Origin of the sequence: Pseudoalteromonas caenipelagi (assembly GCF_013140855.1) — a bacterium.
Taxonomy (GTDB): domain Bacteria; phylum Pseudomonadota; class Gammaproteobacteria; order Enterobacterales; family Alteromonadaceae; genus Pseudoalteromonas; species Pseudoalteromonas caenipelagi.
In genome coordinates this window covers 34,831-60,765 of record NZ_JABBPG010000005.1, presented here as the reverse complement: position 1 = coordinate 60,765, position 25,935 = coordinate 34,831, and the positions used below count along the sequence as shown (strand labels likewise).

Sequence of the window (25,935 nt, the reverse complement as noted above, 5' to 3'; positions counted from 1 at the left end):
TCACTTGCAATATAGTCGGGGCTGTCTATGTTGTGGCCTATCGGGCCACAATAGCGCGCATCATTATCCTCTTAAAAGAGCTATACACCCATCATAATTGCGAATAGCCCTAATAAAACTAACCCCCAAAAAAGTGCCCCTAGCGCTAACCAAAAATAATTGAGACCAGAAAGCTGATTGTTTGATTCGCCAAGTACATCCTCACCAGCATAGTTTGCAAGTGATTGCGCCTTGAGCAATGCCCAACAAGAAACGGGTAATACCAATAAGCTCAAGATAGTGGTAAAGGGCACACCATAGCCATTGTCAGACAGCCTGCCACATATATGACAACCAATCGAAAATACCACATAAATGGTTGCGAGGTGATTGATACTTTTTGGGGCTTCACCGTTTTTAATTTGGTATTTTGCTTCGAATAATGCAAATAAAGAATGAGCAAAAAATATCGAAAATAGCGCTCTCATAATCGGCCACATATCTTCGTTAGTGCTATTTTTATACAGTTGCCAATGCCTAAAGAACCAGTAAAAGGCATACATACCAAAAGTACCTATAAACAATATAAGGAACTTTCTTTGGGATACAACGTAAAACTCCATATTATTCGCTGCGTCTTGCACTTCTTCGTTTTTAGGTTCAATGCTTTGTTCCATTAATCTTCCGTGGTGTATATTTTCCCCAGTCATATGATGATGGGTTTTCATATTGATCGTTTGTACCCGATTGTATCAGTAGTGATAATATTTACTAACCGTTTTTGAGGCTAAGAAAAGCTAAGCACCAATCGGTCTATTTCTTGACTTTTTCTCAAGCAGTTTTCGCTCTGCTTTACTAACGTGCTTGCTCACCCATTTTGTTAGTTTTTTCATTAGCTCAGGAGGGAAGTTATGCCCCATTCCGGGCACTACTTTAAATTTTGCCTTATGTATTTGTTGCGCGGTTTTTTGTCCTGCAGAGAGCGGAATAATGGGATCGGCTAAGCCGTGAATCACCAAAGTTGGCGCCTTTATTTTTTTTAGTAAATGATCTTTTGATTCACTGTGAGTGAGCGCAACTAATTGACGTTTAAAACCATCAGGGGTGTGTGCACGAGATACACTAAGTCGTGCTTGCTGCTTAAGAATGTGCTCATCTTGCGGATAATCAGGGCTGCCTATTAACTGATTGAGCTTTACAAGGTATTCAACAGCACTCTCTTGATTTTGTGCTGTTGGCTTTAAGCGCACAAGCTTCAATAACAACCCTAAGTTTGAACGTGACAGTGCAGGCGCAGAGCTAGATGACATAATAGAGGTTAAACTGAGGACTTTCTTTTTGTGCTTGGCAGCGAGTAATTGCGCTATCATGCCGCCCATTGAAGCGCCTACCAAGTGGGCCTTTTTGATTTTTAGTGCTTTCATCAGTTCTAAAACGTCTTGGCACATGTCTTCAAGGGTATAGGGGGCTTTGCTTGATATTTTCAGCCGCCGACTGAGCCACGCTTTTATTAAGCTGGGGCGACCGCAGTGCTCAAGCTGTGATGATAGGCCAGTATCTCTATTGTCAAAGCGAATAACACGGAAACCGTTTTCCACCAGCCCATAATAAAAAGAATCTGGCCATACGGTCATTTGCGCGCCCAGCCCCATAATCAAAATAATTGGAGGAGCATCGAGGGGGCCTTCATCTTGATAATTCAGCGTAATACCGTGGCAGGTTACAATGCTGGGCATATTCAGACTCTTTGGTGTCATTATTTTCTGTTGGTAGAGGTTAGTATAGCCAAGCAGGTATGTAAGTTTTATAACAGCATAAAAAAGCGATGCGAATGAGCTAAGCGTCGCTCCTTTAGGTGATAAGTTTCTGAAACAAGTTCAGAATGACAAAGTGGATTTTGAAATAAGTTCACAATGGCGAAGTGAATTTACAATGACGTGACCAGTTAAGAAGGCAGCTTTGGGTAAACATACCGCTGCCGTCCTCCTGACGAAGGTCAGGATCTCTTAAGCGAGTTACATTGCGCTTAATCACCTTGGTTTTCTTCTTGAATGCCAAATTAAACCGCTTGTTTTTAAAGAGAAAAAATATTTTAATTTTAAAGTCAAAAACACTTGCATATTAACAACGAACACCTAATAATCGCACCGCGCCACTGGCGTTATATTAAACAATTTTGGAGTTTACCATGAGCAAAAAAACACATGCTCACGATCATCATCGTGGCGATATAAAAGACAACGCATTAAAAGCGTTGGTGACCAGCACATTATTTAAAGCAAAAGTAGAAAAGGCGAAAAAGGGTAAAGGGAGTTTTAAACGTAATGCAAAACATAAAGGCCAAGAGCCTTACCTTAAGGCAGCATAGGCGCGCTTTAAGATAAGGCTTTTTGCTTTAACAATTAATTGTTATAACCCACTTATGCTGCAGCCACCAGTTGTACAGAGGTTGTCTTAGGTTTAAACATTGGCAGTGACAACACCGCTGCCATAAAGCTTAAACTAAACAACGCACTAAAAGTCATACCACCAATAATCACCGCTGCTAAACCACGATATATTTCAGACCCTTCACCGGGGTTAAGCATCAGTGGCAACATGCCAAATATACTCGTACCAGCGCTCATATAAATGGCGCGTTTTCGTGCTTGAATGGCGTTAAAAATAGCCTCATGCTGTTGTTGGCCTTGGGCTACACACTCTTGGAACTTGTTAGCAAGCAAGATGGCATTATTGATAACCAAACCCATTAAAATAATAAAGCCAATTAAGGTGATCATATCGAGGTTTTGCGCGCTAAATAGATTAAGTAGATTTAGGCATAACATGCCTCCCGCCATGGCTAAAGGCATACTCGCAATGACTGCAAAGGTTAATTTCCATGAGTTGAGCGCAAGCCATAGCAAAAACAGTAAGATCACCATCGACAAACTAAACATATTTAAAAACTCATTGATAAAGTTTGAGAGTTTATCGGCGCTGCCTCTCACTTTTATTGATAGCCCTTTGAATTCACTACTTTGCTGTAGTGTATGTACATACTCACTTACTTTTGCGTAAAAGGCCCCCACGGTCTCGCCTTCGCTCGGAGACAGATTAAGCGATACGCTGGTTTGTTGATCCACTCTAAGTAGGCTCGATGGGGCAAGGGTAAACGTTGCATCAACTAATTCAGACAAAGGCACCAGACCGAAGTTAGGGATCACGATTTGTGTGGCTAACATCTGTTCTAAATCTTGGTTTTGTTGTGATTTTAAATAAAACGGTTGGTTTTCCCCGTCACTTGCAAACTGTCCTAAATACACACCTTGGCTAAGCAATTGTAAGTGCTGAGTTAAAAAGCGATTGTCGATACCATAGCGCACCAGTTGTTCATACTTGGGAGTAAAGGCGATGCGGGCACTTTGGTTATCTAGTTCACTTTGAGCCTCTATATTGGCATCTGGGAACTGGGTTTGTAGCTTCTCGAGTAAAGATTTCCCCTGAATTTGCAGCGTTTCTAGTGATGCGCCTTGTAAATCAAGTTGAGTTTGGCGACTGTTAGGTAATGCAAAACTGAGCAAATTACCTTGGCTGATAAACACCCTGGTGCCAGCAATATCATGCGTCAGTGTTGTTGATATCCAGTTTTTAAACACCTCGTAATCCCACTCTTCGGGTGGATAAAAATACAGCAAGCATCCACCTTGAAAGCAAAACATGCCGGTTACTTCATAATCTGGTGCATCTGGGTTAGCTTTTTGGGCTTTGATCCTATCTAGCACTGGGGTTGCGATATGTTGTTCAACTGCACTGGGAGATAAGGGATCTGAATAAATAATAAATGCTTGTGCGCTTCGGCTTTTTGGTGCTGGTAACACGTCTAATGGGGGGCTGGTAAAATAAATACAAAGCAATGCCAAGGGGACTCCCAGTAACAAGGTCAATGCTTTTAGCGGTGCGTTAGTGGCACTTAATGTAAGTAATTTCGTGCTACGCACAGACTGTTTTACCAACTTTTTTGCAGGTCTGATGACAAAGTAACGCGCCAATATCGGAATAAGTACCAAAGCCACTAGCAGAGAGGCAAGTAACGCACTTGAAATAGTGAATGCCAAATCTTCAAACAATTGCGCCTCAGGGCCTGAAATCATCAAGATGGGAATAAAGATCACAATACTGGAAAAGGTAGAGGATAAAATCGCGCCTTTTACCTCGTTGACCGCAGCGGCGATGTTATTGAGATAGGGCGTATCTGGCGATTGTTCTATATTGTGTTCAATACTCTCTACTACCACAATAGCAGCGTCTAGCAATAATCCGATCGACAGCGCCATACCTGCCAACGAAATAACGTTAAGACTATAATTTAGCGCGAGCATGGCAAGTAATACGCAGGCTAAGCACACTGGAATGCTCACAAATACCAAGCTAACGGTTTTGATATTGCACAAAAAGTAAAACAACACCGCCGTTGACAACAAAACACCAATGAGCAGGGCAATGTAAACTTGTTTAATGGCGCTGTGAATGCTTTTTGAATCGTCTCGGCTCAAGGCGAGGGTCATACCTTGTGCTTTAAGTGGGCCTTGATTTAAATCGTTAATAATGTTTTTTACGGCCGACACTGTGGCTAGTGCGTTTACATCTTTACTTGGGTCTAAGCGAAAGTAAAATGCTCTATTGCCAAACATAGATGAAAACCCCCACTCTTGCTCCATGCGCTTACGAACGGTCGCAATATCTTGTAAGCGAACAATATGAGAGTCTGTGCTATACACTGCGAGGTTATTGAGTGCATCTGTGCTTAGCTGTCCTGCAAAATGCAGCTCATATTCGCGTTCACCCAATTTGAGTGTACTACCGGAACGGTCTGCTAATAGGCTCAAAGGCGCTCTAAGTGCTGACAGAGGGATTTGCAGCTGTGCAAGTTTATCCATATCTACTTCAATATCAATGCGTTGACCTATTGGATTGCTGGCTGTTGCGATACCTGAAACACCTTCAACTTTTATCAGTGCTGGGTACACAATATGTCTAAATGCCTCGATATACGCTTGCTTAGACGTTGGCTGTTCAGAGTAAAGCATTGCCGTGGCCAGTGTTGCGCCCGTACCATCGGCCTGATTTAATACATAAGGAGATGCCACATTGGCAGGCCAATTAGGCACTTGGGAAATACTACTGAGGGTCTGCATATAAGCTTCGTCCATATCGGTATTGGTTTTAAACTCTAACCGTGTCGATGCAGTACCGTTGGATATATTACTTTCAATTAAGGTGTTATTAGCAAGGCCTGACAGAGTGTTTTCTAACGGAGCGATTAATGTTTGCTCTATTTCTTGGGCACTTTTACCTGGCCAGTCTGTAAACACCAATATTTCTGGACGGTCGATAGGTGGTAGCAAAGCGTTGGGAAGCTTACTGCCTGCAAAGGCGCCCAAGATACAGATAAGCACAGCAATGGCAATGACCACAGATGTATATTTGCTTTGCGCTATAGATCGCTGGTTTAACATTAGTTCACCCCCGCATCATGTGTATTAGCCTGATCGTTCAGAATTCTCACGCTTACCTGCTCTTTTAAGCCATTTTGTCCAAGACTTACGACTCTACTTGCGCTTGTCAGAGCTGCTTGAACGACAAAAGCGTCTCCTAGATTTTTGATGATTTTTATAGGAATTTTGATTGCTTTTAGTTGCTTATCAATTTGCCAGACATAGTTTTGACCATGTGCAAGGATCACGCTTTCAGAAGGAATGATGCTCAGGTTATTTGCCGCAGTGCGCATGGTGACTTGTAGTCTTTGCGCAATTTTTAAATTGGCAAAAGACTGTTGCTGGCTCGAAAAGTAAAGGTTTAACATTTGGCTCGTTTTATCTACATTGGCGGCACTGCGCTCTAAGGTGAGTCGCTCACCGGAGTCTAGAATAAATTCACTCTGGGTATTGGCGGTGTATTGTTCGAGCAATGCATGTGGTAACTCACAAGTAAGCTCTTTTGCTTGCTGTGTGGCAAATTCTACGATTGCTGCACCATTAGTGATGAACATCCCAGGTGATACCAATGTGCGAAGCACATAACCGTCGCTGGGTGCATAATGCGCAAGGTTACTTAGTCGCTTGCTCAATTCCTGAATTTGAGAATCGAGATTCAGATAATTGAGCTTCGCGGTGTCCCTTTGTAATGCGAGTTGATTAAGCTCCAAATCAGATACATGCTGTTTGCTTAGCTTTGATAAACGCGCAAACTCTTGTTGCGCGTGAGTCATATTTAACTTTTCTATTTGCTGTTTTTTTTGTAGCTGAGCCAGCTCAAAATCAAGGTAGGTGCCATCTTGTGACGCTATCAACTCCCCTTGCTTTGCAAAACTGCCAGAGGGCAATACAAAGGATATTTTTGCATCTACATCACTGGAAATATTTATTGGATAAGGTAATGAAACCAAGCAATTTAAGCGATGTTCCAAACCACTTGACCAATCTTGAACTGGCTTTACTTTAACCAAAGGTTCGGAGCTGGCATGGCAATATGTAGGTATCAGTGTACTAAGTAATGACAGCAATAATGCGATAAGCATATTTAAAAGCGAATGAGTCATACAATCTTCCAAGGTCATTGTTGTGTTTTACTCATCATCTACTTTTCTTTGTGATTAACCATGGACCGTTTATGAACTTAGCGGTAGACTGAATTGGTCACAAAAAGTCATACTGGTAACTTATTGAATTATGGAAGAATTAAAATCAGGCTTCACAAGTGCACCTAACTACATGGTGGCCGATAAGAAAGTGTGCTTTCAATCGGGAGAGGTGTCGTTTGGCGAACAATCCATCAAATTGGAGCCTTTACCTTTGGCTTTTCTGTACTTCTTAATACAACATGCAGGAGAAGTTGTATCGCGACAGGCATTGCTGGAAAATGTATGGGGTAATAGGCAAGTTAGCGATGACGCAATTCGGCGGGTTGTTAAAAAAATACGTGTTGCGTTGGGAGATGATGCTAAAGAACCTACATACATAAAGACCATTCCAATGCAAGGTTATGTGTTGATTGCGCCAGTTCAAGTGGTTGGCGAGCGCAAAAATAAAGGGCGCTCAAACCCGCTTAGTTTCGTTGCGCATAGACTCAAATGGCAGCACTTTTTATTGCTCCAATTGGGGCTTTTAATACTGTTCGCTTGTGGCGCTTATCTGTATACCTTGCAGAGCCAACGCGCTGACAGGTTGATGGTCCAGGACACGAAGCCGCGCATAGAGTTGCTAACACAGATGTCTGGTTCTGAGATAAATGGTAGTTATCATCCCAAGCACAATACTATTTTGTTTATCTATCGAGAAAATAATGACAGTCCATTTGCCTTGTATCGCAAGAATCTGACGACAGGGAGTGTGCATCGCTTATCATTTGACAGTAACAGCTATTTCTTAGCGTTTTTTTCCGATGATGGAGAATATGTTGCGTACAGTAAAGACACTCCAAGTGGGATGCAAAGCTTTGTTGCTAAATATGATGAGGTGGGGTTACATGACGCTAAATTATTGAACTTTAACCTTGCATATGCATACCCTCTGTCATTTGGTGAAGATAATGACACCTTATACGTAAGCGCGCCTTCGTCTGGCCATAACAGCTTGAAACAAAATGCCATTTATAGCTATTCGATCAGTCAAAACCAGTTTCAGCAAGTGACCTTTCCGTTTGTTAAAGGCAGAGGCGATTATGCCGCAAAGTTATCCCCTGATGGGCGTTATTTAGCTGTTCTTCGGAATATGTCGGAGCGTCGCTATCACTTGTTAATACATGATCTAAACCAGCAAAATATTATTACTGAAGTGAACCTCAGCTTTTTTGCATCTAATTTGGTATGGCTTAAAAAATCTTCTCAACACCTTGTTATTACAAGTTTTAAAGGTGATGTGTACTATTTTGATACCAAAACAGAGCAGTTGACAGAGCAAGCACATAGTTCGCCTGGGTTGAATGATGCGTTTTATTCGTGTGGGAAAAAGTGTTTATTTATGCGCCAGCACCATATGAACTATAAAGATAACTTGGAAATCAAAAACCCTTTCAGTAGCGCTGATATCACCTCGTTGGCGCATTTCCCAGACCCTAATGCTGACTTCAACCCTATTTACGGCCATCAAGGGGAGCGCATCTATTTTACCAGTAAGAATACTGAGCACGCTTATATCAAGTCGTTAGACAAAAATGGCCAAGAGCAAATATTGCATACGTTTAATGCTCGCCACATTGTAACTCGTATGTCATTGAACCCCGAGGGAACTAAGTTAATCGGTAAAATAGAGGAGCGTATTTTTGTGCTCGATATTGCGTCTAAGCAATTTACTCGAATAAGCCTTGCGGAGGAGCAAGTTGGGATTCCTCATTGGAGCCAAACGGGGCAAAGTATTTATTATGCAAGGCTTGAAGGGGTAGAAGATGTGCTATATCGCTATGATCTGGCTACCGGTAAAAAGGTGAGAATTGAGAGCGGCCTGACTGAGCGAAAAGAACTAGCCAATGGCATGAGCTTTGTGACAGACAGTGACTACCGACTATGGTTAGAAACAAAAGATGGCAATAGAAAAGAGCTACTTCAATTCGAGCAGTTTGATTTTTTAAACTGGCGTGTGCAAGGCAACTATGTGTACTGGACTGAGGCTGTAAAACTAAATGTTTATCTGAATCGATATGCCTTAGATACCGGTAAATTTGAGCAAAAGCTGTTATTTGAAAATAGTTGGGATACAGAGTTTAGCCTCCATCCAAGTGGCGATAAGATTTTGGTTTCTCATTCTTTACTTGCAGATAGTGATCTCGTTAAAGTCACGTGGCCCTAGTGAGATTTCCAAAATAAATGTAATTCGATAGCCTAAGTTGCGCTGGGACAGCCTTAGTCATTTATAGAGGTAATTTTAAGATTAGCTTTGAAAAAGACCAAAACCTTATTTTATAAGGTATGATCCCATTTGGAATTTATTGAAATCGCTCATTTTGAGCGATTTTTTATTTTAAGGTTGTGGTTAATAACCAAAAAAGGAGTTGGGGACGCAATCTCACTGTATCTAATACAAGGTCAAGCAATAGGAGTTGAACCTGTTATTGAACTTGTTATTTAGTGTTTGATGTTTTGATTATCTATTCAAATCGAGAAGTAAAAAATGAATGAGTTAGTGGCCGTTTTGCAGCATGTTTTAGGTGGTTTTCAAGCCATGTCTGCTTGGGAATATTTGGCAGTATCATTATCGGTTGCCTACATGCTGCTTGCGATGAGGCAAAGTGCTTGGTGCTGGGTAGCTGGTGGATTAAGTACCCTGATCTACACCATCTTATTTTTCAATGGGGCCTTGCTCATGGAGTCATTGTTGAACTTCTTTTATTTAGCGATGGCGGTTTACGGTTGGATGCAATGGCGGCGGGGGCAAATGCTCGGTGCAGAATCTAACTCTACACAAGAGTATGTACTGCCAGTCTCCTCTTGGTCACTGCCTCAAAATATCACACTGATCAGTATCACTACGGCCGTTTCATTAGGTGTTGGTTTTATAATGGACAACTATACCTATGCCGACTTTGCCTACCTTGATGCATTAACAACATGTTTTGGTATTGTTGCTACTTATTTATTAACACAAAAGATATTGGAAAATTGGCTATATTGGGTTGTTATTGATGCTTTGTCTATTTATCTTTATGTGTGCAAAGGTTACTTCCCAACAGTGGTGCTGTTTTGCTTTTACACGGTACTTGCGGCAGTTAATTATTATCAGTGGCAAAAATCGATGCGAGCATGCAGTGCAGTAAACAGCTAGGCCTGTGTTCATGGCGCAACATCAAAGGAGTGGTTATGGATCATCATCAAGTTCATCAATATTTGTTAAGCAAACCAGAGGCTACGGTAAGCCAGCCATTTGGTGAAGGTGTGGATGTTTATAAAGTCAAAGACAAAATGTTTGCCACCTTGGCTCAAGGCAAAGATATGGGGGGGGAGCGCAGCGATATTTGGCGAATAAACCTCAAGTGTGACCCAGACGAAGCGCAGGCGCTTAGGGATATATTCCCTTCGGTTTTACCTGGTTATCATATGAATAAACGTTTGTGGAATACAGTGTTGCTTGATGGTTCAATTCCACAAGGTGAAATTGAGCGAATGATTGATAACTCCTATTTACTCGTCGTTAAGAAAATGCCAAAAAAGCTGCAAACCTCTTTATTGCTTCATCTATAAATGGACCTTGTAAAGCGTTTATTTCAGCTGCTTATTTAGATTAATTACTGAACCAAGTGTTTGATATAGAGTCATAAATGACTAGCGAACAATAAAAAGAGTCAATTATGAAACGATATTTATCAGTGGCGTTGCTGGGGGTTGGGATGCTTGTCCCAAGTGTATCTGGCGCGCAAGAACAACAAAAAGAAACCATAGTACAAGCGCTCACACACAGTATTGAGCAGAACTATGTGCAACAGCAGAAAATTCCCCAAATCGTATCCGCATTGCAAGCACTTTCAAAAACGACTGAGTTTACAGCTGCAGCTGATAATCAAGCATTACTTTTGATACTGAACCAAGAACTTAAAAAGTTTGACGAACATTTAGATCTTTCTATAGTACCTCAAGGTGATACTCACGCTAAGAACACGAAGCAACAATATGAGTCTTGGTTTGATAAATTAGCACGTAAGAATTTTGGCTTTGAAAAAGTGGAAATCCTTCCCGCAAATGTTGGATTACTTTCATTTTGGGGGTTTGCTAATGTGACACCTCGCAGTAAACAAAAAGTACACTCTGCCATGATGCTCCTAGAGGATGCTGACAGCATCATTATTGATTTACGAAATAATGGTGGCGGAGATGCCACTATGGTGCAGTTGATTAGCAGCTATTTTTTAGACAAACCAACACATTTGAACAGCTTTTACTCACGGGATACGGGTTTAACGAGCGAGTTTTGGACCGTTCCAGTTACTGGCAAGCAGCGTCCCAATGTGCCTCTTTACATCTTAACCAGCAACAAAACGTTTTCGGCTGCGGAAGAGTTTGCATATAATTTTAAGCACCTAGGGCGTGCGACTATCATCGGTGAGCCGACTAAAGGTGGGGCAAACCCCTGGCGTTTTATCAATCTCACACCGGACATTCGTGTTGCGATGCCAACATCGATGGCAGTTAACCCCGTTACTAAAAGTAATTGGGAAGGCACTGGCGTCATTCCTCACCTTAAAGTCGCTTCAGAGCAAGCGCTTGATATCGCTTATAGCAATGCGTTACTGCATCTTCGTGAGATATCAGAAGGTGAGCGGCACTTAAATGACATTGAATTAGCGCTAAAAACACTTAAGGAACATCAATAATAGCAATCTGCAATAACACTTAATCATGTTTAGGGATTAAGCCTTTCGTTATCTTTGTTTAAAATTTTTATTTAGAACAACTAATAGCAAAATTTTTGCCTAGCTATCGACAAGGTTTATTGCCCCAAAATAGAGCACTTAGTTAAGCTGAACGGTATAAACACGTTACTGGCGCCCGTATAGGGCGTTGCAACTTAAAGCATAAAAAAGAAGAAAATAAATTTTTAAAAATCAAGTTCTTGTAATTTTTTTAAAAAATTTGCTTGAAAACTTTTGGGGCGGACCATAGATAGATTAGTGAGGACGCCGACAGGGTCCCAAACTATGTAACATTTTGTTTATATTGCTGTTTATTGGTTTATTTTAAAGAGTAAACAGTGTTAGTTATTGCTTTATGAGGATACAAATTATGCAAACAGTCGATCTATCTCCACTTTACCGTTCATTCATTGGTTTTGACCACTTAGCATCGCTAATGGATGCTGCTGCAAGAAATGAAAAACAGCCAAGCTTCCCTCCGTATAACATTGAGGCGTTGGGCAGCGACAAATACCAAATTACCATGGCGGTTGCAGGCTTTACTGAACAAGAATTGTCGCTTGAATCAGAAGGTAATGCACTACTGGTTAAAGGTGAGAAACAGGACAAAGAACCAAACCAAGACCGAAAATTTATTCACCAAGGTATTGCACAGCGAAACTTTGAGCGCAAATTTCAATTAGGTGATCATGTTAAGGTTTTGGGTGCAGAGCTTGAAAATGGCCTGTTAATAATTGACTTAGAGCGTGAAATCCCAGAAGCGTTGAAGCCTCGCAAAATAGAAATTGGCTCAGGCAAGTTGCTTGAAAGCAAATAAATAGCGTTAGCTTCCTTTACATGTTGATGATCCGTTAAAGCCGCCCAAAGGGCGGCTTTTTTGTTTTACTTGTTTATCAAGCCATTAATTTAAAACCGTTAGCTGTGATAGCTCAGTCACATCAATATGGGTCTGGAAATAGTACTTATCTGTGCGCCTACCCTGAGAGTAAAAGTCGATTGTCACCCGTTGTGCTTCACCAGTGACTCGGATTTGCTTATTAACCAGCGCAGTTTTGGGGCTTTGATTATATTTCGCTACGAAATCTCTGACAGCGCTTGGCGACATAGTGATACTGATTGAGCGTCTATCTCTATAATCTAGCTCGGTATTTAAATAAACGTGCCCGCGTATTTCGTCCGCAGCTTTTATTAAAAACTCAAATTCACCAGGTACGGAGTTTGGCGCATGCGCTTCAGTTTGAGCAATGAGGGCCATTGTATTGGTAATAGAACCATCATGATTAAAGTTATTTGGTACGGTGTTACAAGCACCAAGCAGTAGCGCTGCTGCAATAGGAATATACTTCATTGGCAATATCCATATAAAAACGCCACTATACCACATTGGACCTATATTAGGTTATACGACCTAAACTACTCACGATTGATTTATAAATCGAGACAAAATAATTAATTTATTTGTACCCAATAAGGCTATTTTGTATACTTCGCGCTTTTAGTTTTAGGGATCAATCATGGTAAATTTTGCGCGTAATGTATTGGCATTATGTTTAGTTTCTAGTCTTGTCGCTTGCGGGGGCTCATCCAGTTCAGGAGGCAATGGAAAAGTTAATGGTGGAACGGACGCTAATAACGAGCACTATATTTCGCTTTCAGCAATTAAATATAATAGCTGTACCGAGCGACCATATAGTGATTTAGATATTGTATTTCATGGCTCTGACGGAAAACCTGTAAAGTCGACCAAAACCAATGTACAGGGTGCATTTTATGGGCCGTTACCGGATGGTGCTAAGCATGTATCTTTAGTTGCACAAAACCCAGCGCAAATTTTTACTTACCTTGATGTTACGCCTGGAACAAACTTAAGCCGTCTGTATCTTGCAGATAATACAGAAGCTTGCGTGTGTAGAGATGTTGAAGTTGATTTTTCTGACGCTGCTTGGGCTGTGGACTACTTTGATGTACTTGATGAAAACATGAATTCACTCGATTTTCCATACACAACAAAATCAGCTACGGTTGAAGTGTGTCCTAGCGAGAGTGAGATCTATTTCTTAGCGCGTAATTACTCAACTCAACAAGCACTCGCGGCAAAAATTGATGTACCGCTAGGGGTTGATAAAGTATCCGTTAACTCGTCAGATTTTTCTCATGTAGGCGTGAAAGTTGCGTCCCCTGAGCTGGAGCCTGGTCATTATTGGCAATACAGTTACGCTGCTGATGAATCGCAAAGAATGGTATTTGCCAATTGGGGAGACGATGCTTACATTTTCCCAACCATGTTAAAGACAAACATTGTACAACGTAGTCATTATTCTTCTGAGTCTATAGCCAACACCACCGTTTCGCTGAGTGCAATCTCAGCCGCTGTTATTGACGAAAATGGCAATGTTGCCAATAACCCAGTTCCAAATTTAGATATGTCACTGTTTCAATCGTTTGTAGGGCAATCTAGTCCGCAAAGAATGGCTTATGACTTTACGGGTATAGACCCGCGTTTTGCGATGACTGGATGGCGTTTTGAATTCAGAGATAACGATGGTAATTTGAACTCATGGCGTATTTATACCGCGTTAAAAGACGAAATCCCAGATTTGTCATTTGGTGACGTTTATCCTGAGCCAGTGGGAGATGTGTCATTAGAGTCTTTTAGAATTTATCTGTATGGCTATGAAGGTGCGCCAACCGAATTAAATGCATATAGGAAGTTTATAAGTAATAAACCTGAAAAAAGTGTTTACTCATCAGAGCGTTACCAAAAGCCTGTGTGGGGGCTTGTTAACGTTAGAGTTCAGTAATTAAAAGACGCTCTGTGTTGTGTACACAGAGCGCACTATATTTATCTGTTTGCTTTAGTTTTAGTTGCTGTTTTACTAAAAATCCCAGCCAGCATTGAACCACTCACATTGTGCCAAATTGAAAACAGTGTACCTGCTAGCGCTGATGCGGGGGTAAAAAACTTCATTGCTAATGCGACAGCTAAACCAGAGTTTTGCATACCCACCTCAAAGGCGATGGTTCTGCATACTTGTTCATTTTGTCCAAACATTTTAGGTAGCCAGTAACCTAGCAACAGTCCTGCGCTGTTATGAAGCACGACGGCGATAAATATAAAAAAGCCAATACTTTGTAATTTGCCTTGGTTAAGCGCAACGATGATTGCGATAATGAAGATGATAGCAGCCATAGAAACTAACGGTAAAAAGGGCGTTGCTTTTGACAGTGCTTTGCTACAAAAAGTGTTAACGAGCACGCCAATAGTGACCGGTAGTAGAACAATTTTTAGCAGGCTGAACAGCATGGCTTGAACGGGAATATCAACTACTTCACCAATTAAAACACTGGTTATTAGAGGCGTTAAGATAACGCCTAGCAGGGTACTGATGGCTGTCATCGAAATAGACAGAGCGACATTTCCTTTTGCCAAATAGCACATCACGTTGCTCGCCGTGCCACCTGCAACGGCACCTACTAATACCATCCCAATGAGTAATTCGGTGTTAAAACTGAACAAGTGTGAAATAGCAAAGGCGAGTAAAGGCATTACCGTAAATTGCAACATAACTCCCAGTGATATCGCCAATTTACTATGCATTACGTTGGCAAAGTCTTGGGTTGTTAAGGTGAGACCCATAGCGAGCATAATGATCATCAGTAAGGGAATAATTGCCTCTTTAAAACCAACAAATAACTCGGGAAATAGATAGGCTATGGTACTGAGTAAAACGGCCCATAATGGAAATAGCTGTATCAGACGAGTCATATAAGTAGTTGCCTTAATTTAGGTTTTAATGGGTATGATGATATAGCGAGGCGCAAGCAATTGCTATGATATTGCTGTGCATGGGCTGTCTAAAATTGGTAATTAAAAGATAGGCCAACTTGTCTTGGTGGTGCCAAATAATACTCAGAGACACCAAAGGCACTGGTAAAGTCGTTCGCCCCGATAACGTGATATTCATCCGTTAAGTTGGTTGCAAATGCGCTCGCGCTAAGGCGCTCGCTAATAGGGTATTGAACATATAAATTGAGCAATGAGAACGACTTTTGTTTGGCGTGTTCGCTGTTAAACACATCGTTATACACGCCACTGCGATATGCCCAGCTGAGGCGAGTCGTCAGCGTTTTGTCATTGCCTACTTGCCAGTCTTTTTTGATGCTTAACGCACCTGTCCAACGAGGAGTTTTGATAAGCTCGCTGTCAGTGGTGACTTCAGTCGCTGTGCCGACATCGGTAAATTTAGCATCTGTGTAAGATAAACTGGCGCTGATATTGATAGCGTGAGTAACAACGGCTTCTATTTCTAACTCAACGCCTTCAGTCCGCGTGTTGCCAACGTTGTCGATGAAAATTTCTACGCCGGAGTCTTCATTTGATTCACCCCCACGTAATTGCATATCTTTGTGCTGCAGTAAAAATGCAGTGCTGTTAATGCGTAACTTGTTATTAAACCATTGCGAGCGCATACCAAGCTCAAAAGAGGTTAAATATTCAGGTTCGAACGGACGAGCTGAAACAGGTGTATTTGCGACACCATTAAAACCACCTGATTTAAATCCCCTAGAAGCATTGAAAAACACCATTGCATCAGCAGAGTGCGTGTATTGAATGCCAACTAACGGAGAAAATACCCGCCAGCTTTTTTCAATGGCTCCCTCGGGGCTTTGATCAGTGCGGTTGATGATAATGATATCGGCGACATTTAAGCGGGTTACCACTTGTTGTTTTTTATCTTCCCACGTTAAGCGCCCACCTGCGGTTAGGGTCCATTTGGGTGCAAACTGATAGCTGCTATGGGCAAATAACGCCATGCTTTGGTTGTCTTTTTCGTTGTTAAAAGTATTATCTAAATCAAGCCCAATATTTAATGGATTTCCCGCTCCACCAACGCTCGTTGGGTTAGATAGTGGGGAGCCGTCGAGCGGGTTTGGTAGTGTTTCAAGGCCAAGATAAAGCCCTTCTAGAAATACAAAGCGAAAGTCGTAATCAATATGTTCGTCTATAGCGTAAAGCCCGAGTAACCACTTGAACTGTTCGGTTTGTCGACTTGATAAGTTAAATTCGATTGAACGTTGGCGTTGTGTCTGCTCGTCATGTGTAAAGCCAATATTAACTGGGTTATTGTCAAAGTCTCGACCGTATAACGCATCTAAAGAGCGATAGCTAATAATGCTCTTAAGGTTGGTTTTATCACTGATACCCCAATCGATGGTAGTGCGGTAGCCAATTTGGTCCAGTCTGTTTTCATTTTCGGCGGTTGCAGCACTTAAGAAAGGGTCACTAAATGTTTGTAATGGCGGAATTTTATCTATGGCTGGTGAGTCGTTAGCAACATCATTGAATAAGCTGATTAAACTGGCTTGATCATTCTTTTTAGCCAGTACTGAAGGCGCCGTGCCGTTATTTTGTAACTGTCTGTCTAAACTAAATTCAACACGCAGGGCATCAGAATGCTTATATCTTAATTTGGCTAAAAGGCTTAGCTCATCTTGGCCACCTTCACGTTGCCCATTTAAGCGCTTTACAAACCCATCTTCATTTAATTTGGCGATTGAGATGCGTGTTGCCCATTGCTCGTTTAACGGCAAATTAACCAGTAAAGAGGTGTTGAGTTTATGGTATTCACCCACAGTGATATTGGCACTAGCATGGTAGTTATCACTTACTTTGTTGGTTAATATATTGATGGCACCGCCAATCGAGTTTTTGCCATACAAAGTACCTTGTGGCCCCCGTAATACTTCAATCCTGTCGATGTCCAAAAAGTTGGTGATGGAGCCTGCGGCGCGAGCGTGATAAACACCATCAATGTACAAGCCAACGCTCGGATCTGTGGTAGGGATAGGGTCGACCTGGCCAACACCGCGAATGGTGATGCCCCCGCAGTGTGTACAGCCTGAGTTTTCCCCAACGGTCGTTATGTCGATATTGGGAACAAAGTAAGCAGCGTCGACTAAGTTATCTAGTGCTCTTTGCGCCAAGAATTCGCCTGACATCACTGAGACTGAAATAGGGGTATTTTGTAGGTTTTCTTCGACCTTTCTTGCTTCAACGGTCACATTAAGTAACTCACTCAAATCAAGAGAAAACAAGTCAACGTTGTTACTGGCCTGCAACAAAGGCGTGTGCGCGAGCATTATCAAGCTTAGCACTTGCCCTACAGCACTGTTTAATCGCATGACTTCATCCCTATTTTTATCGCCTTACTCGCTAAGTATAGCGCTAATCTAAGTTACGTGATGAACTACGAGTGATGGGCTTTTTGAAACTGGCTCGGAGTGTGTCCAGTGGCCCTTTTAAACGCTTTATAAAAAGAAGACCGAGCGTTAAAGCCCACCGACATGGCAATCTCTAGCACGTTGCCTTGGCCTGCCAGTAGCATTGCTTTTGCCGCTTCAACTCGGGCATTATTTATACATTCAAAAAATGACGTCTGCATTACTTGGCTAAGTGTTTGAGAAACATATTGGCTTGGTTCATTTAAGTGCTTTGCCAGTTTAAATAGGTTGAGGTTAGCGTCTAGGTAAATACGTTCGTGCTGTAGCGCATAGTGAATTTTTTCAGCAATTTTAATGGCATTTTCTTGGGTGAGGGCCGAGCGCTGATAGGGCGCAGACTCTGTTGTTTTAGTTGTGTTTGTAATGCGTTTTTCAGTTTGCTGATAGGTGTTGGCGAACCCTGGTTGCTGCTTTAAGCCATAATAGCCAAAGCCCCAAATAGTGATAAGACACAAAGCCTGCCCCCAGAGTGGTTCAACGATAGCAATATTTTGCTCGTCTAATGTAATTGATGCAATGCCCCATATCCAGTTAGCAAGCATAGCGACAGTAATATAAATTAACCACTTATATTTCTTGTCGGTTAAGTCACAAAAAACGTCTTTCAGCTGTTGGTGGTAGCGTTTAGTTAAGTTCATAAGTTTGAACAGGTAATAGGTGGTTTGTATAAACCAAACTGCTAGCACGAACATGATGGAGATACTGATGGTTATTGTGAGCACCGTATTTTCGACTTCATCAGCAAAGAACATCTGCTGCAATGTTGAGCTTGGTGCCACCAACAGCGTAAAACTTAACACTAAGCTGAGTAATGCAGGCACATAATGTTTGATATCTGTATTTTTAAATCGCCAAGGCTCGACAGCAACTAGTCCATTTGTGTAAAACCAAAGGCTTGGTGCCAACAGTAAAAAGCAAGGTGCTAAAACGGCAATATAGTTAATTACCCCCTGCTCAAAAGCAAAAAAAACAAACCCAGAGGCACTGATGATGGTGAGCCCCAGCATGAGCAATAATAGCGGTAAGTAAAATGCTTGCTGTCGAACCTTGTCTAAAATTAAGTGCATAGCAAAGCTGCCTACCCCAATTGATAGGCTAGAAAAAAGTATCTCTAAAACATGTGGTTCTTTGAATGTCATTTTTTAACTTTTTGTAATTAATGCTTTTATTTATTTTTTTTATGATTTTTTGTCCTCGCTATGTGGCTAGGACGAATTTTACTCGCTACAAGCCTAGTATGGTTCTAAATTGAACTTTTAGCTATTTAGGAGCAGCTATGGTGCAGTCGGCCATTTTATATTCTCATATCTTGTTTGGCGCTATTGCCGTTATTGCAGGGTATATTGCGTTATTTACATCCAAAGGGAAAGCTCGTCATATTCAAGCTGGAAATTGGTTTGTTATTACCATGGTGTTGATGGCGATACCGGGTATTGTTATTGCTTACAAGATGCCCATGATAATCACGGCGATTGCTGGGTTTTTTACCATCTACTTAGTGGTCTCAGGTGTGGGGGTATTTAAATTCTCTGATAGAAGGCGAAGTTACCTAAATTTAGGCCTTTGTATAAGCGCTTTTATGATAGGGCTTTATAGTTTGTTGTGCGGCTATTGGGCAGCTCAATCACAAAGTGGTTTTTACCAAGGCGTTACGCTAGAGCCTTATATTATGTTTGGGGTACTGCCTATCATCAGCGCGCTGTTAGATATTCGTTATATGCTTGTTCAAACGTTAACTTCTACAGTGCGCTTAACACGCCATGTTTGGCGTATGTGTTTTGCACTGTTTATTGCTGTGGGGTCGTTTGTTGGGCAAGGTTTAAAAAGTGCGCCCGATGCCATAGGAAGCTTTGTGCTGGTTGAGTATGCTGATGTCATTATTTTATTGATCATGCTGTATTGGTTGCTACGCGTGAACGGCATTGTGACGAAAGTGAAAAATCGCGTTGCAAACAATACCTAATTCATTCGATTTGACTTAATTGCTCAAAGCGGCCGTTTTGTTTCATTTTAAATAGTAAATGAGAGAGCCGCTTGGCAAGGTTAGGATGGAGCTGTTTGTTGATATAAGTATGTAGTTTGATTTCAACCAGCGGTGGCGTGTGTATTTTTACATCGGCAAACATAATCGGTGAGACACTGAGTAATCGTGCTGCGGTAGCACGACTGGTAATTGTTATATCGGCACGCCCCATACTAATAAGTTCAATAGCTTGATGAAAATCATTGACCAAAATAACGCCTTTAAATCGTGCCTGATTTTTGTCTAAAAATGCAGTACCACGTTCATAAGCAATGGTATAGTCTTTCATGCTAGGCCAGCCATCCACCACAATATGATCTTTTCCTACTACGGATTGGTCAACCACAGCAATTGCCTGTTCAACTTGCTCTAAGTTTGGTCGAGACGCTAAATCAAGATCGCTCACGCGAAATAACTCGCCGTCTACTTTGCCGAGATTTGCCCAACTTAAACTGCGCTTATTGGGGAGCGTTACCACAGTAAGCTCATAGCCCAGTTCAGCTAAAGCAACATTCAATACTTGCGTTGCTTGTTGATACAAGGGGGTTCTTGGGTCGTTCGTCGTTGATAACGTAATGGGCGTAAGCGGTACATTTTGACTGTATGCTTGCGGAATATTTATAAACAGCAACGATAACCAAGCTAATGCCAAGTAATACAATCGTTTCAATATGCTCAATTCAGTGATAACAAAGATAACTTTGAGTATAGGCGGTTTGTGCGCAGAGCGATTAATTTACGGCGCAATATTATTAAAGTTAGCGTTCATTTGGCCGTTAATTAATCAGCAAATATAGGCTTCTAAGGATAGAATATGAAGATAGTCACGCACTCAGCTGTTGTCGCTAAAGCTGCCAATAAAGCTCAGCAAAACGACCCCTCAGCACTTAAAAATAATATTGATGTGAGCGAGTCAGAGCAAACAAAAAACGTAATGCTTAGTGAACACTTCGATGATATTGCCCAGGGCTATAAAGAGGGTAACCCACAGTTTAAAGAGCAGTATGAAAATTTTGAAGAAGCATTGGCGTTGCTTAAAGAGCGAATTGAGCAACTAAGAGAGCAAATCAATAAGCTGAAAAGCGCTCCTTTGCAACGGGTGTTACGGATCGATTCTCAAAGCTCAGTCGACACAATCGATACCAACACTCAGACAAATCAGCATATCGGGGCGCGTGAATATCAAAGTAATAGCGAGCAAGAGCAAATAGACGCGCTAGAAAAACAGCTGGGAGAGCTCAAAGGACAAGAAGCGCACATTAAGGCGCAAATGTTTCATATGATAGAAGAAGAAACCGAGCGGCTAGAGCGAGAAGCAAGAAGGTAGCGACTGTAAAGTGGCTACTTATAAATGAATAAGTTTTTAACTAGAACTGTAAGCGTGTATTTTGAGGTATTGAGTGGACCGAATAGTGGTATGTGTGTCTCTTGAGCAGAGCTTTCCCTACCCTATCTGCTTTTGTATTCGAGTTGATTGAATAAGATGCTAAGTAGCGCCATCCAACATCTTGTATATAAGTGGACCTTGATGCATCGTCATATGTGACGTCAAAATACGCTACTTAGACCTTTGTAATATGGTTACTTTTTAGAAAACAACATACGTTTAAAGGTGTTATCAGCCAATATGTAATGGTGAAATAAGGCAGCCGCAGCGTGTAATCCAATTAAGTAATAACCAACTTCACCCGCTGTTTCATGTATTTCCTCAATGGTTTTAGCAAGCTCTTTATTTTCACTTGTCAATGGAGGAAGCTCCAAGCCAAAAAATGGCACTGGTTTACCTGCCATACTCAATATCAGCCAACCAGCTATTGGCATAGCAAACATAAAAACATACAGTGCAAGCTGGACAAGTTTAGCTAATGTATTTTGCCATTTTGCAGGTTCAGGCTGTATCGCAGGTATCGAGCCACCTACAACACGCGCAACTAACCTCACACTTACTAAAGCTAAAACAGATAAACCCAGCATAAAATGCCACATTTTAAAGGCTTCACGGGTGTCTGTACCTTTATCAAATAATTCTCTTAGCTCAATACTGCCGAAAACAGCGACAATTAAAATAAACATAAGCCAGTGCAAGGCAATAGAGATCGTATTGTAATGAGTTGATGTGTTTTTAAAATTCATAATGCCTCTTTTGTTAAGAAACGTATTCAGATGAATGCTCACATTATGTGTAATCAATCTGCTTAATCAGCCTAGTGGACAATTATCTTTGTGGTAATGATCTAAAACATAAAATGAGTTATTTTTAATCGCCATGTTAGCTAGCACTGTACTTTATTAAACTTAAAATAAACTTACGTACTTTATTAGAATGGGGTGTCGGGAATAAAAAAACGACCTGTTAAGCTTCTATTTTTAAAAATATCACGTGTTTAAACATAATAAACGGCTAAGGTTTAAGCAAGTAAAGGGTCCAGGTCTTGAATTAACTAAGCAGTGATGCTCTCAATGGGCCAGCTATACACATACTCTTCTACTTGGTTGCCACAAGGGGTATGCCAATAGCCTGAGGCAATATTTTGACCGCCTTTGAACTGATAAAACGCGATTGCTTTTGGATTACAGGCTAGCACTTCTAAGTAAATATTGTGTTGTGGGTAGTGTTGGTGCGCCCAATTAAATGCCGCGGCTAATAGTTTGGAACCAATGCCTTGTCCTTTTGCCGCAGATTTTACATGTAAGTTATCGATGAGGGTGCCGTAGTTGTCATGGTGCGCCCCAAATACGCAAATAAAACCACAAAACGTTCCTTCTATTTCAGCCACTAACACCAGTTGGTTGGCTAAGGGCGAATTAAGCCGACCTTGCCAAAGAGCGGCTCTTTCTACAAACACTTGGTTGGCTAAATACTCGCTTGATAGGGCATCTTGGTAATTTTCTTGCCAACTCTCTGCATGCAATTGCGATATATTTGGCAGGTCTTCTAAAGAAGCGGCTCTGATGATCATGTGATAGGTACTCTGAGCTGGTTAATCTGCTTATTACATTTAACCAATCAAAAGGGGACTGGCCAATATTTGCGATAAGTGTGATTTGTGCAAAGAGGAAATAGGGTGGGCCACCATGGAGAGGCCACCACGGAGAGGCCACCACGGAGAGGCCACCTTGAAAGGTGACCGTTTCAGCACTTGTATATTAGCTGCTCTTTACTGCTGCAATCACTGACACTTCAACGAGTAACTCTGGGCGTGCCATAGCAGCTTGCACACAAGCGCGAGCTGGGGCATGGCCTTGCGGTACCCACACATCCCAAACTTCGTTCATTTGTGCAAAATATTGCATGTCGCTAATATACACTGTGGCGCTAAGTAAATGGTATTTGTCGCTATTTGCCTGAGCAAGCAAGTCGTCTACTTTAGCAAGCATAGTTTGAGTTTGTTCAGTGATCCCTTGTGTAGCATCACTGCATACTTGCCCGCACAGATATACCGTATTGTTGTGCGTGACAATGCGGCTCATCCGTTGATTAGTGTGTTGGCGCGTAATAGTCATAAAATTATCCTCAAAAAGCGTATAGCAAACGCTAGGTTATAAATATGCTCTGCATGATAGCCTAGGCTCGCCATGCAGAGAATTGATAACCTAGTTTTTAAGGTGCTAAGTTATAACCACTTTTAGCGATTATTTAATATCCACCTCTATGGTTGTGCCTTGATTACTGCCATCACCTAGTACACTGATAAAGTACCAACCCGGCGCTAGACCATCTAAGCGAAGATATTCGTTGTTGCCATCTTGTTGTGAAGCAAATTCATGAAAGTGCCGCGTAGGCCAAAACTGGCCTGTGAATACGTCACTATTGCCAATGCCGTGCTGGGTACGGATCTCAATTTGGCTATTGGGCTCACTGATTTTGATATAAAAGTTAGCCTCACCAGAGCCAACACATACAGGCTGTTCATCAAATAACTGACCATATTGTACACTTGGGGCGTACAAACACTGGTTAGCGATAGGTTTGGGCTGCTCGGTGCCTTCTCGTTGCGCACTTTCAAAACTCGCTGCAACCATCATCCCCTGATAGGGTTTAACGTCAACCACGCTGACATAGTGTGTGCCTTTGTTAACCGTAACACTAAGAACTTGCTCATTTTTCACGGTTCTTGAGCGTACTGTTGCATTGATGGGGTCGGCCCAATGATCTCTGTTATAAAGTAATCGGGTAGTGGCTTGTGCATCACGCGTACTGAAATACAAAATGCTATTGTCTTTTTCTACTCGCACCTTGAAGTGCTGCATTCTTCCACTGATGCAAGCGCCTTGATCGAGTTTGAGTTTATCGCCAGAGCTTGCAGTATCACCCTCTTTACAATTAGCGGGTAAGTACAGTGGTACGCCAAGATCGTTGATTGCTCTTAATTGCAGCCCATCAGGGTCACCTTCTTCAGGTTGTGGTAACCAAGCTTGCAAACACGTGGCGTCTTTTACGCAAGGGTCGGTAAGTGCCTTCATAAAATTAACCAAATCTGCAAGCGATTGTTGATCAAGTTCTAAAGGAACCAGTACAGGGGCACCGTCGGCAATTTCATCATCTATTATTTTTGCCGATTCTTCGGTGTTAATTTCCGCGTCACTAAATAATGCTTGGCAATCTGCTCTTTCTTTAAATTGCGCCTGTTCGCACCAGCGTTTGTTATCAAAGTAATCACGCAAGGTTGCACGATAATCATTGTAGTGATCCATCACTTGTTCAAGGGTGTCGTAATTACCTGCGTGTCCATAAGGGGCGGTTACCTCTATGTTCAACAGCGTACCCGAACGGAAGCTAAAAATATCCGCTTCACTGTCGTTACGGTGCATGCGGCCAAGGTCATTGGTTTTAGTGTCGCCAGCCCCAGTACCTGGACCTATTTGTGGAAAGGCCAGACGGTGATAGTTAGATACCTTAGTTTGCGTAAAGCTATCGGTGTTATGGCAACCTACACATTGAGTGGGGATAAAGTCTGGTGGCGTGCCACCATCTGAAGGTGGGGGGGGTAAAAATAAATACAAATACGCACCGCGTTTTTGCGACTCAGTAATTGCTGATTTATCACCTCTGACATATTTAAACCATGGGTTATTGGTAAAGTTCATTGACTTTTGGTAAGCGGCAATAGCTTTCATAATATTGCTGTAAGTAACAACTTCTTCAGCGTCATTATTGCCGTATACGTCTTCAAAAAGTGGGCGCCAGTTATTTTTAAATAATTCACCTTGTGCGCTGCCATAATCACCAATACGTGCTGCAAGGTGTGCTCGAACGGCCTCGTTTGATTGCTCTGGCATAAAGTCAAAACCCCGCATTTCGCCTTGGGTGATCACCGGAAAGCGAGACTGAGCGGCTAATAGACTGGTGCCTGCATTTGGGTCGGCTTCGCCATAGGGCACGTCAGGGGTACTGATCCCTTTCTCCGGCGCTAGCCAGTCCAAAAACTCCACTCTGGCATCTCGAAACAAGCTACGTTTTTCGGTCCACGCATTAAAAATTGTGGGGGAGTTGCGTGGTACATAAAACTGCCCCGTGATGGTTTCTCTACCAGGGCCGATGACATTGGCATCTTTTGCCAGTGTACCGACAGGCAAAGCAAGCCCATCACCACCGCCTAAATACGGGTGATGACAGCTAGCACATGCTACATCTTTGTTACCACTGAGCGCTTTAGTAAAAAAGAGTAATTTGCCCAGTTTTACTTCAGGGTCATCTACAGAAGGGATATTCGCTCCTGTTGTGAGGTCTCCGGTAAGTTCATGTTGTGCTATTAGTTGGGCGAGTTTATCGTCCAGATTTTCATTGTTGTTAGTATTTTTGGCAGAAGCCTCAATAGCAAGCGCATGGTGTGTAAACGCACATAGGCTTACGAGCAAAGCAATCCGTCTAGTTATTTTTATCATATTAGTTTCCTTTGAGAAGAGATGGCTCTCATAAATTAAGTTACACCATTAACTTTTTGTTTGCAAAATTCGGGATTGGTTTTTATTTTGCTTTTATTTATATTGTTGTTTTTATTGGATTTTATGTTTATTTATTATGTTTTTTAATTTCGGTTAATGCAATGGTTATTTTTTAGGTTAATTTTAGGTTAATTTTTGATTCTGTGGGAAGAGCTAGGTAGGACTGAGTGAGTAATTTTGACTGTTTGCTAGGTGCAAATCAGGCATATTGCTTAGGCGTGTTAGCGATAACTTGAAGGAATATAGCAAGCGCGAAAGTTGTGATATGTAAAAAGGTTTGAACCGTGAGCAAGAGCCAGTGGCATAGCCCCTGACTCTTATGGATA

Annotated in this window: 22 protein-coding genes; 9 read left to right on the top strand and 13 right to left on the bottom strand. The window is 41.8% G+C overall.

Going from position 1 to position 25,935, the window contains the following annotated elements:
* Positions 1–80: 80 nt before the first annotated feature.
* Together HG263_RS12940 and HG263_RS12935 are read right to left on the bottom strand one after the other, a co-directional pair.
* Complete coding sequence (locus HG263_RS12940; protein WP_171626505.1) at positions 81–656, bottom strand: hypothetical protein; 576 nt, start codon at positions 654–656, stop codon at positions 81–83.
* Positions 657–776: 120 nt separating this feature from the next.
* Entirely contained in the window at positions 777–1,715 is a 939-nt protein-coding gene (locus HG263_RS12935) for an alpha/beta fold hydrolase (protein ID WP_171626504.1), read from the bottom strand.
* 452 nt (positions 1,716–2,167) lie between these two features.
* On the opposite strand from HG263_RS12935, the gene arfA reads away from it, so the two are divergent.
* Complete coding sequence (gene arfA, locus HG263_RS12930) at positions 2,168–2,347, top strand: ribosome alternative rescue factor ArfA (RefSeq protein WP_171626503.1); 180 nt, start codon at positions 2,168–2,170, stop codon at positions 2,345–2,347.
* A 52-nt stretch (positions 2,348–2,399) separates the two neighbouring features.
* Here the strand turns inward: arfA and HG263_RS12925 are convergent, their stop codons facing one another.
* Complete coding sequence (locus HG263_RS12925; RefSeq protein WP_171626502.1) at positions 2,400–5,477, bottom strand: efflux RND transporter permease subunit; 3,078 nt, start codon at positions 5,475–5,477, stop codon at positions 2,400–2,402.
* A complete protein-coding gene (locus tag HG263_RS12920; RefSeq protein ID WP_171626501.1) occupies positions 5,477–6,559 on the bottom strand; it encodes an efflux RND transporter periplasmic adaptor subunit in 1,083 nt (360 codons plus the stop codon). Before HG263_RS12920 ends, HG263_RS12925 begins: the two co-directional genes overlap by 1 nt.
* Before the next feature lie 130 nt (positions 6,560–6,689).
* Between HG263_RS12920 and HG263_RS12915 the strand changes: the two genes are divergently transcribed.
* From HG263_RS12915 to HG263_RS12895, 5 genes are all read left to right on the top strand, one after another.
* A complete protein-coding gene (locus HG263_RS12915) occupies positions 6,690–8,804 on the top strand; it encodes a winged helix-turn-helix domain-containing protein (RefSeq protein ID WP_171626500.1) in 2,115 nt (704 codons plus the stop codon).
* Between the two features lie 333 nt (positions 8,805–9,137).
* Positions 9,138–9,776: a nicotinamide riboside transporter PnuC gene (gene pnuC / locus HG263_RS12910; protein ID WP_439331992.1), complete on the top strand. Its 639-nt coding sequence runs from the start codon at positions 9,138–9,140 to the stop codon at positions 9,774–9,776.
* A 35-nt stretch (positions 9,777–9,811) separates the two neighbouring features.
* Positions 9,812–10,192, top strand: coding sequence for an MmcQ/YjbR family DNA-binding protein (locus HG263_RS12905; protein ID WP_171626499.1), 381 nt, complete (start codon positions 9,812–9,814; stop codon positions 10,190–10,192).
* A 107-nt stretch (positions 10,193–10,299) separates the two neighbouring features.
* Positions 10,300–11,319, top strand: coding sequence for a S41 family peptidase (locus tag HG263_RS12900; protein ID WP_171626498.1), 1,020 nt, complete (start codon positions 10,300–10,302; stop codon positions 11,317–11,319).
* 409 nt (positions 11,320–11,728) lie between these two features.
* Complete coding sequence (locus HG263_RS12895; protein ID WP_171626497.1) at positions 11,729–12,175, top strand: Hsp20 family protein; 447 nt, start codon at positions 11,729–11,731, stop codon at positions 12,173–12,175.
* 84 nt (positions 12,176–12,259) lie between these two features.
* On the opposite strand, the gene HG263_RS12890 is transcribed toward HG263_RS12895, so the two are convergent.
* Positions 12,260–12,706, bottom strand: coding sequence for a hypothetical protein (locus HG263_RS12890; protein WP_171626496.1), 447 nt, complete (start codon positions 12,704–12,706; stop codon positions 12,260–12,262).
* A 166-nt stretch (positions 12,707–12,872) separates the two neighbouring features.
* On the opposite strand from HG263_RS12890, the gene HG263_RS12885 reads away from it, so the two are divergent.
* Positions 12,873–14,159 (top strand): hypothetical protein, encoded by a 1,287-nt coding sequence (locus HG263_RS12885; RefSeq protein WP_171626495.1) that lies wholly within the window; start codon positions 12,873–12,875, stop codon positions 14,157–14,159.
* 41 nt (positions 14,160–14,200) lie between these two features.
* Here HG263_RS12885 and HG263_RS12880 read toward each other — a convergent pair whose 3' ends face one another.
* The 3 genes from HG263_RS12880 to HG263_RS12870 all read right to left on the bottom strand — a co-directional run bounded on the left by HG263_RS12880 (position 14,201) and on the right by HG263_RS12870 (position 18,779).
* Positions 14,201–15,124, bottom strand: coding sequence for a bile acid:sodium symporter family protein (locus HG263_RS12880; protein WP_171626494.1), 924 nt, complete (start codon positions 15,122–15,124; stop codon positions 14,201–14,203).
* Positions 15,125–15,213: 89 nt separating this feature from the next.
* Positions 15,214–17,541, bottom strand: coding sequence for a TonB-dependent receptor (locus HG263_RS12875; protein ID WP_171626493.1), 2,328 nt, complete (start codon positions 17,539–17,541; stop codon positions 15,214–15,216).
* 65 nt (positions 17,542–17,606) lie between these two features.
* A complete protein-coding gene (locus HG263_RS12870) occupies positions 17,607–18,779 on the bottom strand; it encodes a helix-turn-helix domain-containing protein (protein WP_171626492.1) in 1,173 nt (390 codons plus the stop codon).
* Between the two features lie 137 nt (positions 18,780–18,916).
* Here HG263_RS12870 and HG263_RS12865 point away from each other — a divergent pair, with 137 nt between their 5' ends.
* Positions 18,917–19,603, top strand: coding sequence for a hypothetical protein (locus tag HG263_RS12865; RefSeq protein WP_171626491.1), 687 nt, complete (start codon positions 18,917–18,919; stop codon positions 19,601–19,603).
* 1 nt (position 19,604) lies between these two features.
* Here HG263_RS12865 and HG263_RS12860 read toward each other — a convergent pair whose 3' ends face one another.
* Entirely contained in the window at positions 19,605–20,333 is a 729-nt protein-coding gene (locus HG263_RS12860) for a substrate-binding periplasmic protein (protein WP_171626490.1), read from the bottom strand.
* A 144-nt stretch (positions 20,334–20,477) separates the two neighbouring features.
* Between HG263_RS12860 and HG263_RS12855 the strand changes: the two genes are divergently transcribed.
* Positions 20,478–20,990, top strand: a complete 513-nt coding sequence (locus HG263_RS12855) for a hypothetical protein (RefSeq protein ID WP_171626489.1) — start codon at positions 20,478–20,480, stop codon at positions 20,988–20,990.
* A 254-nt stretch (positions 20,991–21,244) separates the two neighbouring features.
* On the opposite strand, the gene HG263_RS12850 is transcribed toward HG263_RS12855, so the two are convergent.
* The 4 genes from HG263_RS12850 to HG263_RS12835 form a co-directional block, all read right to left on the bottom strand.
* Positions 21,245–21,796 (bottom strand): cytochrome b, encoded by a 552-nt coding sequence (locus tag HG263_RS12850; protein ID WP_171626488.1) that lies wholly within the window; start codon positions 21,794–21,796, stop codon positions 21,245–21,247.
* Positions 21,797–22,104: 308 nt separating this feature from the next.
* A complete protein-coding gene (locus HG263_RS12845; protein WP_171626487.1) occupies positions 22,105–22,623 on the bottom strand; it encodes a GNAT family N-acetyltransferase in 519 nt (172 codons plus the stop codon).
* 187 nt (positions 22,624–22,810) lie between these two features.
* Positions 22,811–23,167, bottom strand: coding sequence for a RidA family protein (locus HG263_RS12840; RefSeq protein ID WP_171626486.1), 357 nt, complete (start codon positions 23,165–23,167; stop codon positions 22,811–22,813).
* Positions 23,168–23,296: 129 nt separating this feature from the next.
* The gene (locus HG263_RS12835) at positions 23,297–25,549 is read right to left on the bottom strand and encodes a cytochrome-c peroxidase (protein ID WP_171626485.1); all 2,253 of its coding nucleotides are present in this window, start codon (positions 25,547–25,549) and stop codon (positions 23,297–23,299) included.
* Between the last annotated feature and the right edge of the window lie 386 nt (positions 25,550–25,935).

Excerpts from the sequence above, each read along its gene's own strand:
- HG263_RS12845 (WP_171626487.1), bottom strand. The coding sequence starts at position 22,623 with ATGATCATCAGAGCCGCTTCTTTAGAAGACCTGCCAAATATATCGCAA.
- HG263_RS12870 (WP_171626492.1), bottom strand. The coding sequence starts at position 18,779 with ATGACATTCAAAGAACCACATGTTTTAGAGATACTTTTTTCTAGCCTA.
- HG263_RS12865 (WP_171626491.1), top strand. The coding sequence starts at position 18,917 with ATGGTGCAGTCGGCCATTTTATATTCTCATATCTTGTTTGGCGCTATT.
- HG263_RS12855 (WP_171626489.1), top strand. The coding sequence starts at position 20,478 with ATGAAGATAGTCACGCACTCAGCTGTTGTCGCTAAAGCTGCCAATAAA.
- HG263_RS12900 (WP_171626498.1), top strand. The coding sequence starts at position 10,300 with ATGAAACGATATTTATCAGTGGCGTTGCTGGGGGTTGGGATGCTTGTC.
- arfA (WP_171626503.1), top strand. The coding sequence starts at position 2,168 with ATGAGCAAAAAAACACATGCTCACGATCATCATCGTGGCGATATAAAA.
- HG263_RS12895 (WP_171626497.1), top strand. The coding sequence starts at position 11,729 with ATGCAAACAGTCGATCTATCTCCACTTTACCGTTCATTCATTGGTTTT.
- HG263_RS12880 (WP_171626494.1), bottom strand. The coding sequence starts at position 15,124 with ATGACTCGTCTGATACAGCTATTTCCATTATGGGCCGTTTTACTCAGT.
- HG263_RS12935 (WP_171626504.1), bottom strand. The coding sequence starts at position 1,715 with ATGCCCAGCATTGTAACCTGCCACGGTATTACGCTGAATTATCAAGAT.
- HG263_RS12840 (WP_171626486.1), bottom strand. The coding sequence starts at position 23,167 with ATGACTATTACGCGCCAACACACTAATCAACGGATGAGCCGCATTGTC.
- HG263_RS12915 (WP_171626500.1), top strand. The coding sequence starts at position 6,690 with ATGGAAGAATTAAAATCAGGCTTCACAAGTGCACCTAACTACATGGTG.
- HG263_RS12850 (WP_171626488.1), bottom strand. The coding sequence starts at position 21,796 with ATGAATTTTAAAAACACATCAACTCATTACAATACGATCTCTATTGCC.
- HG263_RS12890 (WP_171626496.1), bottom strand. The coding sequence starts at position 12,706 with ATGAAGTATATTCCTATTGCAGCAGCGCTACTGCTTGGTGCTTGTAAC.
- HG263_RS12835 (WP_171626485.1), bottom strand. The coding sequence starts at position 25,549 with ATGATAAAAATAACTAGACGGATTGCTTTGCTCGTAAGCCTATGTGCG.
- HG263_RS12925 (WP_171626502.1), bottom strand. The coding sequence starts at position 5,477 with ATGTTAAACCAGCGATCTATAGCGCAAAGCAAATATACATCTGTGGTC.
- HG263_RS12940 (WP_171626505.1), bottom strand. The coding sequence starts at position 656 with ATGGAACAAAGCATTGAACCTAAAAACGAAGAAGTGCAAGACGCAGCG.
- HG263_RS12920 (WP_171626501.1), bottom strand. The coding sequence starts at position 6,559 with ATGACTCATTCGCTTTTAAATATGCTTATCGCATTATTGCTGTCATTA.
- HG263_RS12885 (WP_171626495.1), top strand. The coding sequence starts at position 12,873 with ATGGTAAATTTTGCGCGTAATGTATTGGCATTATGTTTAGTTTCTAGT.
- HG263_RS12875 (WP_171626493.1), bottom strand. The coding sequence starts at position 17,541 with ATGCGATTAAACAGTGCTGTAGGGCAAGTGCTAAGCTTGATAATGCTC.
- HG263_RS12905 (WP_171626499.1), top strand. The coding sequence starts at position 9,812 with ATGGATCATCATCAAGTTCATCAATATTTGTTAAGCAAACCAGAGGCT.